The following is a 16,039-nucleotide window of genomic DNA, read 5'->3' on the forward strand; positions in this document are numbered from 1 at the left end:
CCGGTTCACCCCGCCGTGGTCCGGTCGTCGAGCGTCCATCCCCGGCCGAGGAACAGCCGGTAGCCGACGACGGCGGGAACGTCGACCCCGAGCTTTCCGGCGTCCGTGGTGAGGATCTCCTCGCTGGAGCCGAGGCGGCCCGTGACCGGATCGATGACGAGGACCAGCCTCCTGGGCAGTCCCCTGGTCACGTCCAGGGCGACGGCCTCCCCGGCCCGGCCCGCCCGGTCGGTCGTCCGGCCCAGGTAGCCGAGCGGCTGGCCGGCCAGCATCCGCCAGAGCGCGGCCGAGAGCCGGGGAGGGACGTTCCACTCGCCGTGGAGGTCGATGACGGCCCGGACCAGCTCCTCGGCCTCGGTCACGCCGCCGGGCACGGGCCCCGGCGGCAGGAGGGCCCGGCGGAGGGCGGCGGCGTCCGGCGGCAGCCGATCCGGCGACCGGCTCGACAGCGCGGCGTCCGCCGCGGACACGTCGTCCGACGTGGGGGCTACGTCGGTGGCGACCGCCGCCAACCGCTCGCTGCCGTACCCGATGACGATCGGCGTGCCGCGACGCTCGACCCGCCGCACCGGGTCCGCCGGGGAGATCGGCGTCCACTGCTCCGTGACCGTGGGCACGACGGCCACGCCGGCGCGACCGCCGGAGACGGCCACGTTGAGATTCCACTCGTTGAGCCGCAGGTGGCTGTATCTCGCCCCCACCGGTCTGATCGGGTCCGGTTGCCGTCCGGCGGCCTTGGCCAGCCGCAGCAGGATCGGACGCGCGGGCGGCAGGCTCCCCGTCATCGACGACTCACTCCCCGATCGGTGGTAGGACAGCATGGCGACGGTCGGAACACGGGCGGCGGGTTCGTCCGCGGGCTCGTCCGCGGGACCCCGCCGCGTGATTCCCGCGAGAAGAGCGATCACCACGCACCCGGCCGTCAGCCACGCGACCGTCGCGCCCCGGACCGACAGGCGCCCGGCTGACCGGCGCCGGACCACTGGGCGCCGGACCAACGGGCGCCGGGCCGTCACCCCGGGGGCCGCTGTTGGTTCCGCTGTGAGGTCCGGCGTCGAGGAGACGATGTCCCGCAGCGTCGCCCGCGCCCGCGGAGCCGACGCGGCTCCGGCGTACATCTCCGGCGGCGCCGGATCGACCGGCGCCAGCAGTCGCCGTACGTCGGCGAAGTCATCGGTCATGACCCGCGCTCCTCTCAAGGGGACCGGGCCGCGGCGCGCTGGCCGGCGTGACGCTCACCCCATGGTCGCGCAGGGCGGCGAGAAAGCGCTGCCGGGCGCGGCGGGCGCGGGCGGCCATGGTCGCGGGCGAGCATCCGAAGACCACCGCGGCCTGCGAGACGGACAGGTCCTCCCAGCCGATCAGCCGGAGGATCTCCCGATCGGCCGGGCTCATGCGGTGGAGGACCTCCTCCAGAGCGGTGGCCGCCACCACGTCCTCGCCAGGGTCACCGGCGGCCGTCCGCCCGGACCGCGCGAAGCTCGCCAGGCGGGCGAGCAGACGCCCGCTCCGCCGTTCGCGCCGTTCCTCGTTCGCGATGACGCGCCGCGCGACCCCGTACAACCAGGGCAGCACGTCCGCGTCCCGCGGCGGCACGTCCCGCAGCCTCCGCCAGGCGATGGAGAACGTCTCACCGGCGATGTCACCGGCCGTGTCCTCGCCCACCCGCCGTGCCGCGTAGCGCAGGACGCTTTCATAACAGGTGTCGAACATCCGCGTGAACCTGACCACCTGCTCCGACATCCATGTCCCGCCCTCCGTCCGTCAGCAGCTGTCTATGTCCGGCACCGCCCGGCGGATGACAGCCGGACGCGAAAAACCTGGGGGCCAGGGGCGCGGGCGGCCACTCGGCAGCGCTGTTTGCCCTACCACCCCAGGGGTATCAGCCGCGCATGTCCACCCCGCCTGACCTCGACGTTCTCGTGCCCGCCAGGGACCGCCCCGGTGCGCTCGCCGTTACGCCGGCGGGTCTCGCGGCGCAAACGAGCGACACCGCGAGCGACACCGCCTCGGGCACGGTGATCGGCTCGGAGACGGGGACCCGGCGAGGGGCACGGTGATCGGCTCGGAGACGGAGACCCGGCGAGGGGCACGGTGATCGGCTCGGAGACGGAGACCCGGCGAGGGGCGCGGCGATGGGCGGGGTGATCGAGGGGGTGGACCGGATCGCGGTCCTGCGGGCCAACGCCCTGGGTGACCTGGTTCTCGCCATACCCGCCCTGGAGGCGCTGCGCCGAGCCTATCCGGAGGCGCGGCTGACCCTCCTCGGCAGGCCCTGGCACGCGCGTTTCCTCAAGGCCAGGCCGGGCCCGGTGGACGACGTCGTCGCCCTGCCGCCGATCTCGGGCGTCTCCTCGGCCGTGAACGGCCACAAGGCCCCGGAAAGCCTGTTCGAGAAGCTGCGCGAGCGGCGGTTCGACCTCGCCGTGCAGATCCACGGCGGCGGCCGTTACTCCAATCCGTTCGTCAGGGCGATCGGCGCCCGGGTGACGGCCGGGCTGTGCTCGCCGGACGCCGAACGGCTCGACCTCTGGGTGCCGTACGTCCACTTCCAGCACGAGACCCTCCGCCACCTGGAGGTGGCGGCGCTGGTCGGCGGGACGCCCGAGGTGTTCGAGCCGCGGATCACCGTGACCGGCGCCGACCGTGCCGAACTGGCCCGCGTGTACGGCGAGCCGCCGCCCGGCCTGGTGGCCCTGCACCCCGGGGCGACGGATCCGCGGCGACGCTGGCCGGCCCGTTCCTTCGCCGAGGCCGCCGACCGGCTCGGCCGGCCGGTCGTGATCACCGGTGTCCAGGCCGAGCGCGAGGTGGCCGAGAAGGTCGCGGCGGCGATGCGACGGCCCGCCGTCATGGCCGTCGGGACGCTCGGCATCGGCGGCCTGGCGGCGCTCTACGAGCGGTGCGACCTGGTGATCTCCAACGACACCGGCCCCCGGCACCTGGCCGCGGCGGTGGGGACCGCCACCGTGGGCGTCTACTGGTGCGGCAACCTCATCAACGCCGGGCCGCTCACCCGCACCCTGCACCGGCCCCTGATGTCCTGGACCGCCGAGTGCCCGGTCTGCGGCGTCGGCGGGCTCGATCCGCGGGCGGAGCGGTGCCCGCACGACGAGTCGTGGGTGGCCGAGGTCACGGTCGACGAGGTGGTGCAACAGGCCCAAGCCCTGCTGCGCGGCGAGTGAGGACCTCTCAGGGCGCCACCGCACCGCCCGGGGACAAGACGGCTGCAAGGTCCCTCCAAGACTCCCGTCCTAGGGTCGGCCGACATGAGCAAGAACCTCGTCATCGGCGGACTGCTGGCAGCCGTGTCGGCCATGGGTCCGCAGGCCGCTCCGGCCCAGGCCGCCACGCCCAGGATCGCGAACCAGGCCGCCTCCGCACAGTCCACCTCGACCCAGGCCGCCACGGCACAGGCCGGGAGGACCCGGCCTGGCGCGGCACCGCTCATCCACTGGGGGCCGGTGCGGTCGCGGGCCGGGCACCGCGGCTACGCCAAGGCCGACGTCTGGATCACCCGGTTCACCGCGGAGACCTTCGTCGTCTCCGGCAGCCTCTACGATCGCGACGCGCACGGCGGCCACTGCGCCTACATCAGGGCGCGCTTCCACTACATCGGCGGCGGCACCGGCTGGGCCCTGCCGCGTACGACCTGCGCGTCCCGGAACGCGTTCCGGCTGTCGTCGGACGGCCGGATCAGGCGGGTGGACGTCAAGGTCTGCGTCGTGGACAAGGCCCGCCGCGCGACGCTGAACTGCCACAGCGACGCCATCACCCCCGGCATCATCGCCGGCTGGCCGCAGTGACGGCGTACTCCCCGCGCGGTAGCGGCCCGCGCCGCTGATGCGGCGGCGGTAGTCGCAAGCGCCTTCCGGCGTGCGACGACGCGGGCGGCCCCCGGCGGCGACGATCGGAGCGCCGCCGGGAGAGTACGCGGGCGGGCGGAAGAGCTGCCCTCATACTCCCCGAGCGGTAGCCGACGTGTCTCTCCCAGAGGGACGACGCGCCGGTTCGAAGTGGGACACGATCCCGGTGATCCCCACAATCCGCTCATCGAAGGGAGCACCGCCGTGCGCAAGGTCTACGCCGTATTCGCGGGACTACTGCTCGCCGCCGCCATCGTGCAGATGTACCTGGCGGCTGTCGGCGCGTTCGACAAACCCCAGGACGACTCCTCGTTCGCCGCGCACAGCATGAACGGCATGCTGGTCATTCCGGTGCTGTCGCTGGTGGCCACCGCCGCCGCGGCGGCGGCCCGGGCGCCGGGGCGGCTGATCGGCCTGACCGCCCTGCCGGTGGGGCTGGTCGTCGTACAGTCGCTGATCGTCGCGCTCGGCGGCGTGTTCGAGGACGCGGCGGGCAACACCACCCCGCTCTCCCTGGCGATCCTCGGGCTGCACGCCCTCAACGGCATGGCGGTCATGGGCGTCTGCGGCACGGTGTTCGGCCGGGCGCGGCGGCTCGCGTGGAGCGCCCCGGCCTCGGCGGAAGACGCCGTGGAGGGCCGCGTGGACGGCGCCGTGGACGGCCCGGCGGTGCGCGCGTCGTGACCACCGACCGGCTGATGGCGCTCGACCTGCTCGTCTCGGTCCTGGCCGCGGCGGCGTGGGCGGGCGCGGGGGCGGCGGCCGCCGCCCGGCGCCCGAGGACGGCCGCGGCCCTGATGGCGGGGGCCATGGTCGCGTCACCGGCCCGGGCGTGGTCGGTTCTCGCGCTGGCCGGGGCCGGTTGGTGGTTCGTCCAGGAGAAGGTCACAATCGCCCTGCCGCTCCTCCTGACGGCGAGCGTCGTCGCCGCCGTGACGGCCGGGCCGCGGCTGCTGGCCGCGTCCCGCGCGACCTCGGCGGCCGGCCGGGACGCCGTGAGGTCGCCCGCGGTCGTGGTCCCCCTGCTCGGGGCCGGGTACGCGGCGGCGGCCGGCCCCGTGCAGACCTTCCTGCTCGGGTATCCGGCGGAGCCGGGCTCCGCGCTCATCCTCCTGACCGTCGTCGCGGGGGCCGTACTGGTGACGTGGCGGGCGATGGTCCCGCGGGTGCCCCTGCTGCGCGCGGCGACGGCGGCGACGGTCGCCGCCGCCCTGGCCGGCGGGGTCCTCACGTTCCTCCCCTCCACCACCGCCGGAGCCGGCTCTCCGGGAGACAGCGTCGTGGGAGACAGCGCCCGAGCCGCTGGCCCTGACGATGCCGAGGGCGGCCACGACATGCCGGGGCATGCCGCGTCCGCACAGGCGTCCACACAAGCGTCCACACAGGCGTCCGGCCACGCGCCCGCACCCGTCCGCCCGGTCACGGATCTGCGCGGCCCGGCGGAGCCCGCGCCCGGCGGAACCGTACGCCGGTTCACGCTGACAGCGCGCACGGCGACCGTCACACTGTCGTCCGGACGGAAAGTGGCCGCCTGGACCTTCGACGGACAGGTTCCCGGCCCGCCGATCACCGCCACACAGGGCGACCTCGTCGAGGTGCGGCTGCGCAACGCGGACATCACGGAGGGCGTCACCCTGCACTGGCACGGCTACGACGTGCCTTCGGGCGAGGACGGCGTGCCGGGGCTCACGCAGGAGGCCGTGCCGCCGGGCGGCGAGTTCGTCTACCGGTTCCTGGCCGCCCAGACGGGGACCTACTGGTACCACACGCACGAGGTCTCCGACATCGGCGTACGGATGGGTCTCTACGGCATGCTCGTCGTGGCGCCGAGAGGACCCGCGGCCACCGGCGTGGATCTCACGCTTCCCGTGCACACCTTCGCGGGCACGACCGTGGCGGGCGACCACGACCAGTCCATCCTCCAGGAAGTGGCGCCGGGCACACCGGTGCGGCTGCGCCTGGTCAACACCGACAACACCCCGCACCGGTTCACCCTGGCGGGCACGGTCTACCGGCTGGCGGCGGTGGACGGCGCGGACCTGAGCGGGCCGGGCCCGCTGAGCCGGGCCGGGCTGAGGCTCCCGGCGGGCGGCAGGTACGACCTCGCCTTCACCATGCCGTCCGGGCCGGTGATCCTGCGGGCGGACGACCGCACCGAGGCCGTACGCCTCACGGCTGCGGCGAACGGCACCGGTCACGTCTCCGGGGCCGTCGACGCTCCCGGCGCCCAGCACACCGCGGGCCCCACGGATGCCTCGCTTCGTTCCGACGACGCCACGGACACCACGAACGCCGAGGACACCACGAACGCCGAGGACGCCGCGGCGGCGGCCGGGTGGCCGGAGCTCGACCTCACCCGGTACGGCACGCCGGCGCCCACGCCGTACACGTCGCGGTCCCACTTCGACCGGCGGTTCACGCTCGTGCTCGACCGGGGGCTCGCGCTCGGGGACGGACTGCCGATCTACGCGCACACGATCAACGGCCGCGCCTACCCGCACGTGCCCACCCAGGTGGTCGCGGAGGGCGATCTCGTCCGCCTCACCGTGGTCAACCGGGGCAGGGACACCCATCCCTGGCATCTCCACGGTCACCGGGTGCTGGTGCTCGCGCGTGACGGCCGCTCCCCCACCGGAAGCCCTCTGTGGCTCGACACCTTCGACGTACGGCCCGGGGAGGTGTGGGAGGTCGCGTTCCGCGCCGGCAACCCCGGTCTGTGGATGAACCACTGCCACAACCTCAGCCACGCCGACCTGGGGATGATGCTGCACCTGGCGTACGAGGGGGTGACCACGCCCTTCCACGGCGGCCACGGCGGGTGAGAACCCGCGCCGGGTAAAAAATCCGGTCTCGCCGCCGGGCGAGGTGTAAACACACGGTAATCAGATCACAACTTCGGGTGAGTGGAGCAGGCCTGGGTCCCCCGCCGGGCGTCAGGCGATGCCGACCCGAAGGGAGAGACCGTGAGAGTGGCCAGGAGCGTCGTTCCGGCGCTGGCGGTGTGGGCCTCGGCGGGATGGCTCGGCCTTCCCGCGCACGGCTTCGCGGCGGCCCGCCCGCCCGTACCGGGCGGACCCGCGGCCGCCGTGCCGCACCGGGAGGCGGTCCGCCCGCCTGAGCGGCCCGGGTCCTCCGGCTCCCGCCAGGAGGTCACGCGGCAGATCGAGCAGGCCCCCGGACGTGTGTGCGCCTACCGTCTCCGGGGCGTGCGCACGGGAGGTTTCCTCCACGTCCGCGAGGGCGCGGGGCGCCGGCACGCCCCCGTCGGCAGGCTGCGGGTGTCCGACGGGGGATTCGCCGGTTCCTGCGCCGTCACCCACGGCTGGATCGCGGTGCGCGCCGCCGACGGCGCGTCGGGCTTCGCCTCCGCCCGCTACCTGCACAGGCTCGATCTCAGCGGCCGGCCCTCGCTGTCGTGCGCCTACCGCCTGAAGCACGTGCACAAGGGCGGTTACCTCAACGTCCGCGACGGCGCGGGGCTCGGCCACGCCCCCGTCGGGAAGATCCGCCCGGCGCAGGGCGACATCGCCGGGGCCTGCACCGCCGGCCACGGCTGGGTGGCCGTGGACACCGCCGACGGCATCCCCGGCTGGGCCTCGGCCCGCTACCTGAGAAAGATCCCGTAAGGGGTGCCGGGCCGTCCGCCGCGATCGTACGCCGGCGGGTCCGTCCCGGCGCCGGACGTCGCGCCCCCGTGGGGGCCGCCGCCGCCGTCCCGTCCCCGGTGTCCCCCTGGCCGGGGACGGGAAGCATCCCCACCCGCCCAGCTCGTCACCCGAGGCCGGGGCGGCAAGACCACCCCCGAACCGATCGCGGTGTCACCCGGGCTCGTCACCCGAGGCCGGGGGTGTGCTCGACCCCAGCTCGCCCAGGGGGCAGGAAGCCCACCCCGAACCGATCGCGGTGTCACCCGGGCCGGTCAGCCGAGGTCGGGGTGCGGGATGTAGCAGTCGAACCGGAGGAAGTCCTCGCTGGTCATCAGCGTGTCCTTGTCGTCGATACGCCATCCGGCGTCGAGCAACAGGGGCAACAGCGGGTGTGTGCCCGGCACCGCGATCTCGACGGAACCCGCGCCCGAGCAGGCGTCGGCCGCCTCCAGCACCGCCTCGACGCAGTCTTCCGGGGTGTCGCCTCCGGCGGGCCCGATGACGGCCGCGTCACCGGCCACCCGCACGAACGCGTACCCCGAGGCCGCGGCCCGCACCGTCACGCCGGGCAGGCCCGCGAACCAGCCGAGGGTCGCGATCCGCTCCCCGCCCGAGATCCGGGCGTCCAGAGCCGCCGCCGCGTCCAGGTCGCGGGCTTCCGGCGCGAGCCGGTCGCTCTCCGGACGCGCGAGGGCCGCCTCCGCTAGAGGCTCGTTCCTCGCCCGTGCCGGGCGACCGCTCTCCGCCGGGCGTGCGCTCTGTGGCGGCCGGCTGAGGTAGAGCAGAGGGCATCGGGGCCGCATGCCGCGCCGGACGTACAGGGCGAGCGCCCTGAGGTCGGCCGAGGCGAACGTCATCATGGAGGCGCCGGACGGCAGCAGCCGCGACAGGATCATCCGGCCCGCTCCCGACGACTGATGGTCCGGCAGGACGAACAGGTCTCCGAGGTGCGTGATCTTCCCCCGGGGCAGGGTCGCGCCGAAGCCCGCGATCGTGCCGTTCACCTCGCCGACGACCACGGTGCCGAACTCGCGCTCCGCGTCCAGGAAGTCGGGCCTCTCCGGCCACCGGTCGAGAAGCCGGAAGTGATCCGCGACGGCGCGCAGTCCGGAAACGTCTGCCTCCGTCGCGGTGCGGACGACGACGGAATCCGCCATCGATCTCTCCCTACGAGTTTTCCTCACGTTCGGTTCACCTTAGGCCCCGTTCTCCTTCCTGTTGCCCGGCGGGGCAGCGGGTGGGACGCGAACGGGCCGGAGGACACCCGGGAGGACACGGAGGACGTGTGAGGATGAGGCACCACGCCGGCGCCCGCCCCATGCGGAGCGCTCGCGACGCGGCCGTGCCCGCCGACCTGACGTCCGGGCGGGACACGGCCAAGCGCGAGCTGCTGCGGAAGGACTACCGGAAGGAGCGAGCCTTCCGGGTGCTCGGCTACCAGATTCGTCCGCAGTGCTCCGGCCTTCAGGCCGGGGAGCGCGTCAAACCGTGCGGCTGTACACGCGGGGATCAGCCCTTGACGGCCCCCGCGGTGAGGCCGCTGACGAGCTGACGCTCGGCCACGGCGTAGAAACCGAGGGCGGGCAGCATCGCCACCACGATGTAGGCCATGACCCGGGCGACGTCCGTCGCGTACTGGCCCTGGAACTGCTGGACGCCCAGCGGGATCGTGAACAGGCTGTCGTCGCTGAACACCACGAGCGGCAGCATGAACTGGTTCCAGCTGTTGACGACGGCCAGCACGGAGACCGTGGCGATCGCGGGCCGGGCCATCGGCAGCAGGATCCGCCAGAAGAAGCCGAACGGGGTGCATCCGTCGAGGATCGCCGCCTCCTCGATCTCCCCCGGGATGGCCCGGAAGAAGCCGCGCAGGATGATGATCGTCATCGGCATACCGAAGGCCGCCTGCGGAAGGATCACGCCGAGCGGGTTGTCGAGCAGCCCGAACATCCGCAGCAGCACGAACAGCGGCAGGATCGCCACCGCGAACGGGAACATGAGCCCGGCCGCGAACAGCGTGAACAGCGCCTCGCGGCCCCGGAAGGCGAACCGGGCGAACACGAAGGCCGCCAGCGCCGACACCGCGACGACCACGAGCGTGGTCAGCACCGCGATGTAGGTGCTGTTCCAGAGCATGCGCCAGAACGACCCCGAGGCGAGGATGCCCCCGTAGTTCTCCGGCATCCAGGGGTCGGGCAGGCCGATCGGGTTGCTGGACAGCTGCCGGGTGGTCTTGAAGCCGCCGAGCACGGCGTACACCAGGGGGACGGCGACGAACAACGCCGTGATCACGACGATCGTGTGCAGGGACAGGCTGCGCAGGGGACCGCCCGACGTCGACGACTGCCTGTGACGGTTGGCGCTCATCGCTGTTCTCGCAGCACGGTGGAGGCTCCTTGGAGGTCACGCCGCATGACGTATCTCTGGTAGAAGAGCGCGAACACGAGGCTGATGAAGAACATCACCACGCTGATCGCACTCGCGTAGCCGACCTGGAAGCGCTTGAAACCGAACTGGAACATCGTCACGGCCATGGTCTCGGAGGAGTGCGACGGGCCTCCGCCGGTGATGATCCAGACCAGGTCGAACAGCTGGATCGCACCGATGACCGACAGGAACACGCTGATGCGGATGGTGGGGCCGAGCAGCGGCAGCGTGACGTAGCGGAAGACCTTCCAGCCGGTCGCGCCGTCGATCTGGGCGGCCTCGGTGAGCTCCCGCGGGATGCCCTGGCGCCCGGCGATGTACAAGATCATGTGGAAGCCGAAGTACTTCCAGGTCATGACGATGAACACCGACATCATCACCGACGACGGGTCGGCGAACCAGTCGAGGGGGTCGACCCCGAACCAGCCCAGGACGACGTTGGCCAGGCCGTCCGTCGGCGACAGGATCATCATGAACAGGACCGCGGTGATCGCCTCGGACAGCATGTACGGGGCGAAGAACAGCAGGCGGAAGAAGGCCCGGCCGCGGATCCTCTGGTTGAGCAGCATGGCGATGCCCAGTGAGAGGGGCAGCTGCACCACCAGCGACATGATGATCAGCAACAGGCCGCGCCAGAGGTCGCCCAGGAAAACCTCGTCCGCCAGCAGGCGGGTGAAGTTCGCCAGGCCGACGAAGTCGGTGGGCAGTCCGCGTAGGCCGTTCCACTTGAAGACGCTCGCGTAGAAGGCGAGCAGGATCGGCGCCACCACCAGCCCGAAGAAGAGCACGAGCGCGGGCAGCAGGAACAGGAGAATCGTGGTGAACCCCCGGAGCCGATGGCTCCGGGGTCTCGTCGTCTTCACGCGGCAGTTACTCCGACTTCGCCGTTTCCGTGATGGCCTGCGCCACCTGCTCCGGCGTCTTGGTTCCGCCGATCAGCTGGGCCACACTGTCGTTGACCTCCTGGCCGACGGCCGGCGGATACGCCTGGTCGAGGTAGAGCTGGAACCCGGTGGCCCCGGCGAGGTTCTTGGCGACCACGCTCAGGTTCGGGTCGGTGACCGCGTCCTCCTCACCCTTCAGCACCGGGAGCACACCGCCGGTCGCGACGGCCTTGCGGTGCTCGTTGCTCTCGGTGAGGAACTTCACGAACTCGATCGCCTCGGGCGGCGCCTCCGAACCGATCGCGAAGCCGCCACCGCCGCCGAAGGCGTCGGTGGCCGCACCGGCGCCGCCGTCGACGGCCGGGAAGGGGAAGAAGCCGAGGTCGTCGCCGAGGCCCTTGCCGGCGTCCTTCTCGACCGCGGGCGCCCACTGGCCCATCAGCTCCATGGCGGCCTTGCCGTCGCCCATGGTCGCGGCCTGGCCGCCCGGGTCGCCGTACGTCGCGCCGAGGAAGCCCTTCTGGAACGGCTGGAGGTCCGCGAGCTCCTTGAGCTTCTGCCCCGCCTGCACGAAGGGCGCGCCCGTGAAGTCCTTGCTCTGACCCGCCTGCTTCAGCGCGTCGAGGCCGCCGATCCGCATGGCGAGGTACGCCCAGTAGTAGTGGCCCGGCCACTTGTCCTTGCCGCCGAGGGCCATCGGGGTGACGCCGGCCGCCTTGAGCTTCTTGACGTCGTCGATGAGCTGCGACCAGGTGCCCGGAGGCTCGGCGATCCCGGCCTTCTTGAACAGGGCCTTGTTGTACCAGAAGCCCACCATGCCGATGTCGTCCGGGATCGCGTACGTCTTGCCCTCGACCTGGTACGCGGACAGCGCCGCGTCGGTGAACGTGCCGAGCCAGGAACCGGCGTCGCCGGAGAGGTCCTTGACCAGGCCCGCGTCGACCTGCTGGCCGAGCACGCCGCCGCCCCAGGTCTGGAAGATGTCCGGCGCCTTGCCGGACTGCGTGAGCGTCGTCAGCTTCGCCTTGAACGCCTCGTTCTCATAGGGAACGCTCTTGATGGTGATGTTCGGGTGCTTGGCCTGGAAATCCTTGATCGCCTGAACGCCGTAGCTCTTCAATGGCTCGGTGGTCCAGATGTTCCACCACTCGACCGTCACCTTGCTGTCGGCTGAGCTCTTGCTCTCGCCGGCATCGTTCCCGGTACTACCACATCCCCCGAGGACAAGCGCGGACGCCGCCATCAGCGCCGCACTCCGACGACTTAAATTCACGGTGGTTTCCCTTCTGAATTCCAACCGAAACTTTCGGAATTCAGACCGATAGTTTCTGCGATGGGGCGAGGCTACAGTGGGCTCACGCTACATATCAACGGCTGTTGTGCAGCTGTTACGAGCCGCCGGCGGCGAAAGAAAGGCATGTCCGTCGCTCTAATCACAAAAGGGATGCAAACGAATAAAACAGACTTTGGTTCACGAACCTCGCAAGTCACTTGAAAACGGAAGGAGGCCGTGTGGTGACACGGCCTCCTGAAGACGCGGGACGCGTCAGTGCGCGGCGGCGGTCGGCCGCCGGCCGTACGCGTGCTTGACGAGCGCGATCAGAACCTCCTTGCCCGACTCCCGCTTGCGCGCGTCGCACAGCAGGATCGGCACGTCCGGGCCGAGGTTGAGCGCGAGCTTGACCTCGTCCAGTTCGAACACCGGTGCGCCCTCGAAGCAGTTCACCGCGACGACGAAGGGGGTGCCGCGCCGCTCGAAGTAGTCGACGGAGGGGAAGCAGTCGGCCAGCCTGCGGGTGTCGGCCAGCACCACCGCGCCGAGCGCTCCGCGGGCAAGCTCGTCCCACACGAACCAGAACCGCTCCTGGCCCGGGGTGCCGAAGAGATAGAGGACGAAGTCCTGCCCGATGCTGATGCGGCCGAAGTCCATGGCCACGGTGGTGGTCGCCTTCGTCTCGACCCCGGACAGGTCGTCGACGCCGACGCTGAGGTTCGTCAGCGTCTCCTCGGTGCGCAGGGGCCGGATCTCCGAGACCGCGCCGACCATCGTCGTCTTGCCGACTCCGAAGCCGCCGGCGATCAGCAGTTTGATCGCCTTGGGCATCTTCAGGGTGTCAGAGCGCCCGGAGACCATCGAGCACCGCCTTGTACATCCGCTCGTCGAGCACGTCCATCTCCGGTTGGGGCTGCTGCACGGCCACGAACCCCCGGTCGAACAGGTCGCCGAGGAGGACCCGGACGATCCCCGCCGGCAGGTCCAGGTGGGCGGCGATCTCCGCCACCGACAGCGCCCTGCGGCACAGCCGCACGATCGCCTGATGCTCGGGGTCGAGCCCGATCTCCGCCCCGGTGGTGGGGCGGATCGTCACCGCCAGCGAGATGAGGTCGAAGCGGTCCTGCGCCTCCGTGCGGCCGCGCGCGATGACGTACGGCCGGATGGTGGGCGCGTCGAGTAAGCGTTCCTCGTCCGGGCTCCACTCAAGGTTCACAGGCGGACCTCCCTACCCGTGGCCCGGTCGATCGTGGTCCGCGCGGGCGAGGTCAGGTACTGCCCGACCCGCGCGACGAGCATCGCCATCTCGTACGCCACCAGGCCCACGTCGGCGTCGCCCGTGCAGAGCACGGCCAGGCAGGCGCCCTGCCCCGCCACCGTCACCATCAGGAAGGCGGACTTCATCTCCACGATGGTCTGCCGTACGGGCCCGCCCTTGAAGCGCTCACCGACGCCGCGGGCGAGGCTCTGCAGCCCGGACGCGACGGCGGACAGATGTTCGGCGTCCTCCAGGCGCAGGCCCTGGGAGGTCGCCAGCAGCAGACCGTCCGTGGACAACACGATGCCGTGCTCGACTTCGCGGACCCGCACGACGAGGTCGTCGAGCAGCCACGCGAGGTCCGCGGACGCCCCGGTCTTCTGCGTCACAGGTTGTCCTCCCCTTCACCTAGCAGCTTGGCGGCCTCGGATCTGCCGCGCCTGGTCCCCGACTGGAACGAGCCCATGATCTTGCGAATGTCCTCCGGCGAGCGGTCCTCCTCGTCCTCCGGCTCCGTGCCGCCCGTCGGCTCCTCGGCGAGCGCCGGAGCGAGGCTCGCCTGGGGCACCCGGAACGGCAGCCCGGACGGGGTGAACGACGCGGCCGGGGGCTCCGGCCCGGCGGCCGGCTCGGGCCTGGGCGTCTCTGCTGCCCTCGGCACGGGAACCACCTCCTGGACTGGTAGCGGGTCCGCGTCGGGCGCGCCCACCAGCGCGATCTCGCGCGCCCCGCGTTCCCGTCGGTCGAGACGGGGACGGGTCTCCTGCTCGGGCTGTTCGTCGCCGTTCTCCATGACGAGTTCGCGCGGCAGCAGGACGACCGCGGTCGTGCCGCCGTACGGCGACGCCTTGAGCGACACCCTGATGCCGTGCCGCTCGGCGAGACGGCTGACCACGTAGAGGCCGAGCCGGGCGGTGCTCGACAGGTTGAACTCGGGCGGATCGGCGATCCGCTGGTTGGCCGACTCCAGGTCGTCGGGGCTCATCCCGAGACCCCGGTCCTCGATCTCGAGGGCGTACCCGCTGGCCACCACCTGACCGCCCACCTGCACCATCGTGTACGGCGGGGAGAACGACACCGCGTTCTCGATCAGCTCCGCGAGCAGGTGGATGACGTCGCCGACCGCGCGCCCGTTGAGCGCGGTCTGCCCCATCGGCAGCACGGTGACCCGGGTGTAGTCCTCGACCTCGGCCAGCGCGCCGCGTACGACGTCGACCATGGGCACCGAGCGCCGCCAGGCGCGGGCGGGGGACGCCCCCGACAGGACGATGAGGTTCTCGGCGTTGCGCCGCATGCGAGTGGCGAGGTGGTCGATGCGGAACAGGTCCTTCAGCTCCGCCGGGTCCGATTCGCGCCGCTCCATGACGTCGAGCAGGGTCAGCTGGCGGTGGACCAGCGACTGCGTGCGCCGGGCGAGGCTCAGCAGGATGTCGCGGATGCTCTGCCGGAGCTGCGCCTCCTCGACCGCGGTGCGGATCGCGGTCTCCTGCACCGTGTTGAACGCCGCGCCCACCTGGCCGATGACGTCCGGGCCGAAGTTCAGCGGCGGCACCTCCGCGTGGACGTCGACCTTCTCACCCTGCGCGAGGCGGGCGACCACTCCGGGCAGCCGTTCGTTGGCCAGTTCGAGCGCGGCCTCCCGCAGCTTCTCCAGCTGGCGGACCAGTGCCCTGGCCGTCGTGATCGACAGGATGACCGACGCGATGACCGCCACCAGGCCGAGCACGCCGGCCAGCACCAGCCGGATGATGACGCCGGCGGCGACGGGGGCCGCCCGGTCGATCATCGTCGTGCCCGCGCCGCTGACCACGTCGTGCAGCTGGGCCAGGGCGGCCGACGTCGTGGACTGCCACTGCTCCCCGCTGACGGGCACGCGCAGGCCGGGCCTGCCCTGCTCCGCGACCATGTCCTCGAGGTCGTGGAGCCGGACGAGTGCGGCGCTGTTCTTCAGCCGCCGGCGGACGTCGGGAAGCGGCTCCTCCAGGTCGGCCTGCGCCAGGTCCATCACGTTGCGTTCGGCGCCGACGAGCTGGATGAACTGGGCGACCTCCGCCTGGCCGAACCTGCCCGCCCCGATGATGCCCGTCAGTAGCGCGTCTTCTCGCGATATAAGCTCTCGTGCCCAGTTCAGGCTGATAAGTGTCCGCGTGTCTTTCGCGATTTCGTCATCGTCGAGAGTGGCGAGCGCGTAGTAGGTCTGAAAGAGGGCGTCGATGGAGTCGTTGTAGGCGCCGGCGACCCTGTTCCGGTCCACCTGACGCGCGTCCACGACGTTCCGTGCCGAATTGAGCTGGTCGAGCTGCCGGGTCGTGCGGTCGATCCGTCTCTGGAGCCCGTCGGTCGCCGCGAACCGCATGATGTCGGTGCGCGTGAGCCTGCGGAACTCGTTGGCGGCGGCGTCCGTACGGCTGCGCTGGGCGGCGAGGTCGGCGGACGGGACCAGCGCCGGGTTCACCACGCGGGAGACCGACAGGCGCCGCTCCTTCTGCAACTCCAGCAGCAGGGTCTCGCTCGGCTGGGCGACGTTGCTGTTGTAGACCGTCACCCACGCGAGGTTGAGACCGTCGCGCACGGTCACCCACGCGGCGAAGATCCACAGGGCCGCGAGCGACACGAGCAAGGCCGTGACTTTGGTCCGCACGCGGGAGTTGCGGAAGCGCATAATACCCACCAAGCGACATATG

At 71.8% G+C, this 16,039-nt stretch carries 16 protein-coding genes; 6 read left to right on the plus strand and 10 right to left on the minus strand.

What is annotated here, in order from left to right:
* Positions 1–5 precede the first annotated feature (5 nt).
* Together OG344_RS05290 and OG344_RS05295 are read right to left on the minus strand one after the other, a co-directional pair.
* Complete coding sequence (locus OG344_RS05290; RefSeq protein WP_405087221.1) at positions 6–1,181, minus strand: hypothetical protein; 1,176 nt, start codon at positions 1,179–1,181, stop codon at positions 6–8.
* A complete protein-coding gene (locus OG344_RS05295; protein WP_405087222.1) occupies positions 1,171–1,743 on the minus strand; it encodes an RNA polymerase sigma factor in 573 nt (190 codons plus the stop codon). The genes OG344_RS05290 and OG344_RS05295 overlap by 11 nt, the downstream gene beginning before the upstream one ends.
* Positions 1,744–1,892: 149 nt before the next feature.
* Here OG344_RS05295 and OG344_RS05300 point away from each other — a divergent pair, with 149 nt between their 5' ends.
* The 6 genes from OG344_RS05300 to OG344_RS05325 all read left to right on the plus strand — a co-directional run bounded on the left by OG344_RS05300 (position 1,893) and on the right by OG344_RS05325 (position 7,492).
* Positions 1,893–2,060, plus strand: a complete 168-nt coding sequence (locus OG344_RS05300; protein WP_405087223.1) for a hypothetical protein — start codon at positions 1,893–1,895, stop codon at positions 2,058–2,060.
* Between the two features lie 75 nt (positions 2,061–2,135).
* On the plus strand, positions 2,136–3,185 hold the full coding sequence (locus OG344_RS05305; protein WP_405087224.1) for a glycosyltransferase family 9 protein: 1,050 nt from the start codon (positions 2,136–2,138) through the stop codon (positions 3,183–3,185).
* Positions 3,186–3,269: 84 nt separating this feature from the next.
* Entirely contained in the window at positions 3,270–3,806 is a 537-nt protein-coding gene (locus OG344_RS05310; protein ID WP_405087225.1) for a hypothetical protein, read from the plus strand.
* 264 nt (positions 3,807–4,070) lie between these two features.
* Positions 4,071–4,550 carry a DUF6220 domain-containing protein gene (locus OG344_RS05315; RefSeq protein WP_405087226.1) on the plus strand — a complete coding sequence of 160 codons (480 nt, stop codon included), beginning with the start codon at positions 4,071–4,073 and terminating at the stop codon, positions 4,548–4,550.
* A complete protein-coding gene (locus OG344_RS05320; protein ID WP_405087227.1) occupies positions 4,547–6,688 on the plus strand; it encodes a multicopper oxidase family protein in 2,142 nt (713 codons plus the stop codon). The genes OG344_RS05315 and OG344_RS05320 overlap by 4 nt, the downstream gene beginning before the upstream one ends.
* 141 nt (positions 6,689–6,829) lie before the next feature.
* Positions 6,830–7,492: a hypothetical protein gene (locus OG344_RS05325; protein ID WP_405087228.1), complete on the plus strand. Its 663-nt coding sequence runs from the start codon at positions 6,830–6,832 to the stop codon at positions 7,490–7,492.
* Positions 7,493–7,785: 293 nt separating this feature from the next.
* On the opposite strand, the gene OG344_RS05330 is transcribed toward OG344_RS05325, so the two are convergent.
* The 8 genes from OG344_RS05330 to OG344_RS05365 form a co-directional block, all read right to left on the minus strand.
* Complete coding sequence (locus tag OG344_RS05330; RefSeq protein ID WP_405087229.1) at positions 7,786–8,670, minus strand: GNAT family N-acetyltransferase; 885 nt, start codon at positions 8,668–8,670, stop codon at positions 7,786–7,788.
* A 352-nt stretch (positions 8,671–9,022) separates the two neighbouring features.
* Entirely contained in the window at positions 9,023–9,880 is an 858-nt protein-coding gene (locus tag OG344_RS05335; RefSeq protein WP_405087230.1) for a carbohydrate ABC transporter permease, read from the minus strand.
* Complete coding sequence (locus OG344_RS05340; RefSeq protein ID WP_405087231.1) at positions 9,877–10,803, minus strand: carbohydrate ABC transporter permease; 927 nt, start codon at positions 10,801–10,803, stop codon at positions 9,877–9,879. Before OG344_RS05340 ends, OG344_RS05335 begins: the two co-directional genes overlap by 4 nt.
* A gap of 7 nt (positions 10,804–10,810) precedes the next feature.
* On the minus strand, positions 10,811–11,983 hold the full coding sequence (locus OG344_RS05345) for an extracellular solute-binding protein (RefSeq protein ID WP_327048141.1): 1,173 nt from the start codon (positions 11,981–11,983) through the stop codon (positions 10,811–10,813).
* A 387-nt stretch (positions 11,984–12,370) separates the two neighbouring features.
* Positions 12,371–12,958 (minus strand): GTP-binding protein, encoded by a 588-nt coding sequence (locus OG344_RS05350; protein WP_405087232.1) that lies wholly within the window; start codon positions 12,956–12,958, stop codon positions 12,371–12,373.
* Entirely contained in the window at positions 12,939–13,313 is a 375-nt protein-coding gene (locus tag OG344_RS05355; protein ID WP_327048143.1) for a DUF742 domain-containing protein, read from the minus strand. The genes OG344_RS05350 and OG344_RS05355 overlap by 20 nt, the downstream gene beginning before the upstream one ends.
* On the minus strand, positions 13,310–13,744 hold the full coding sequence (locus OG344_RS05360) for a roadblock/LC7 domain-containing protein (protein WP_327048144.1): 435 nt from the start codon (positions 13,742–13,744) through the stop codon (positions 13,310–13,312). Before OG344_RS05360 ends, OG344_RS05355 begins: the two co-directional genes overlap by 4 nt.
* A complete protein-coding gene (locus OG344_RS05365) occupies positions 13,741–15,969 on the minus strand; it encodes a nitrate- and nitrite sensing domain-containing protein (RefSeq protein WP_405089048.1) in 2,229 nt (742 codons plus the stop codon). Before OG344_RS05365 ends, OG344_RS05360 begins: the two co-directional genes overlap by 4 nt.
* Positions 15,970–16,039: the final 70 nt, after the last annotated feature.

This window comes from Microbispora sp. NBC_01389 (assembly GCF_045040095.1).
GTDB lineage: Bacteria > Actinomycetota > Actinomycetes > Streptosporangiales > Streptosporangiaceae > Microbispora.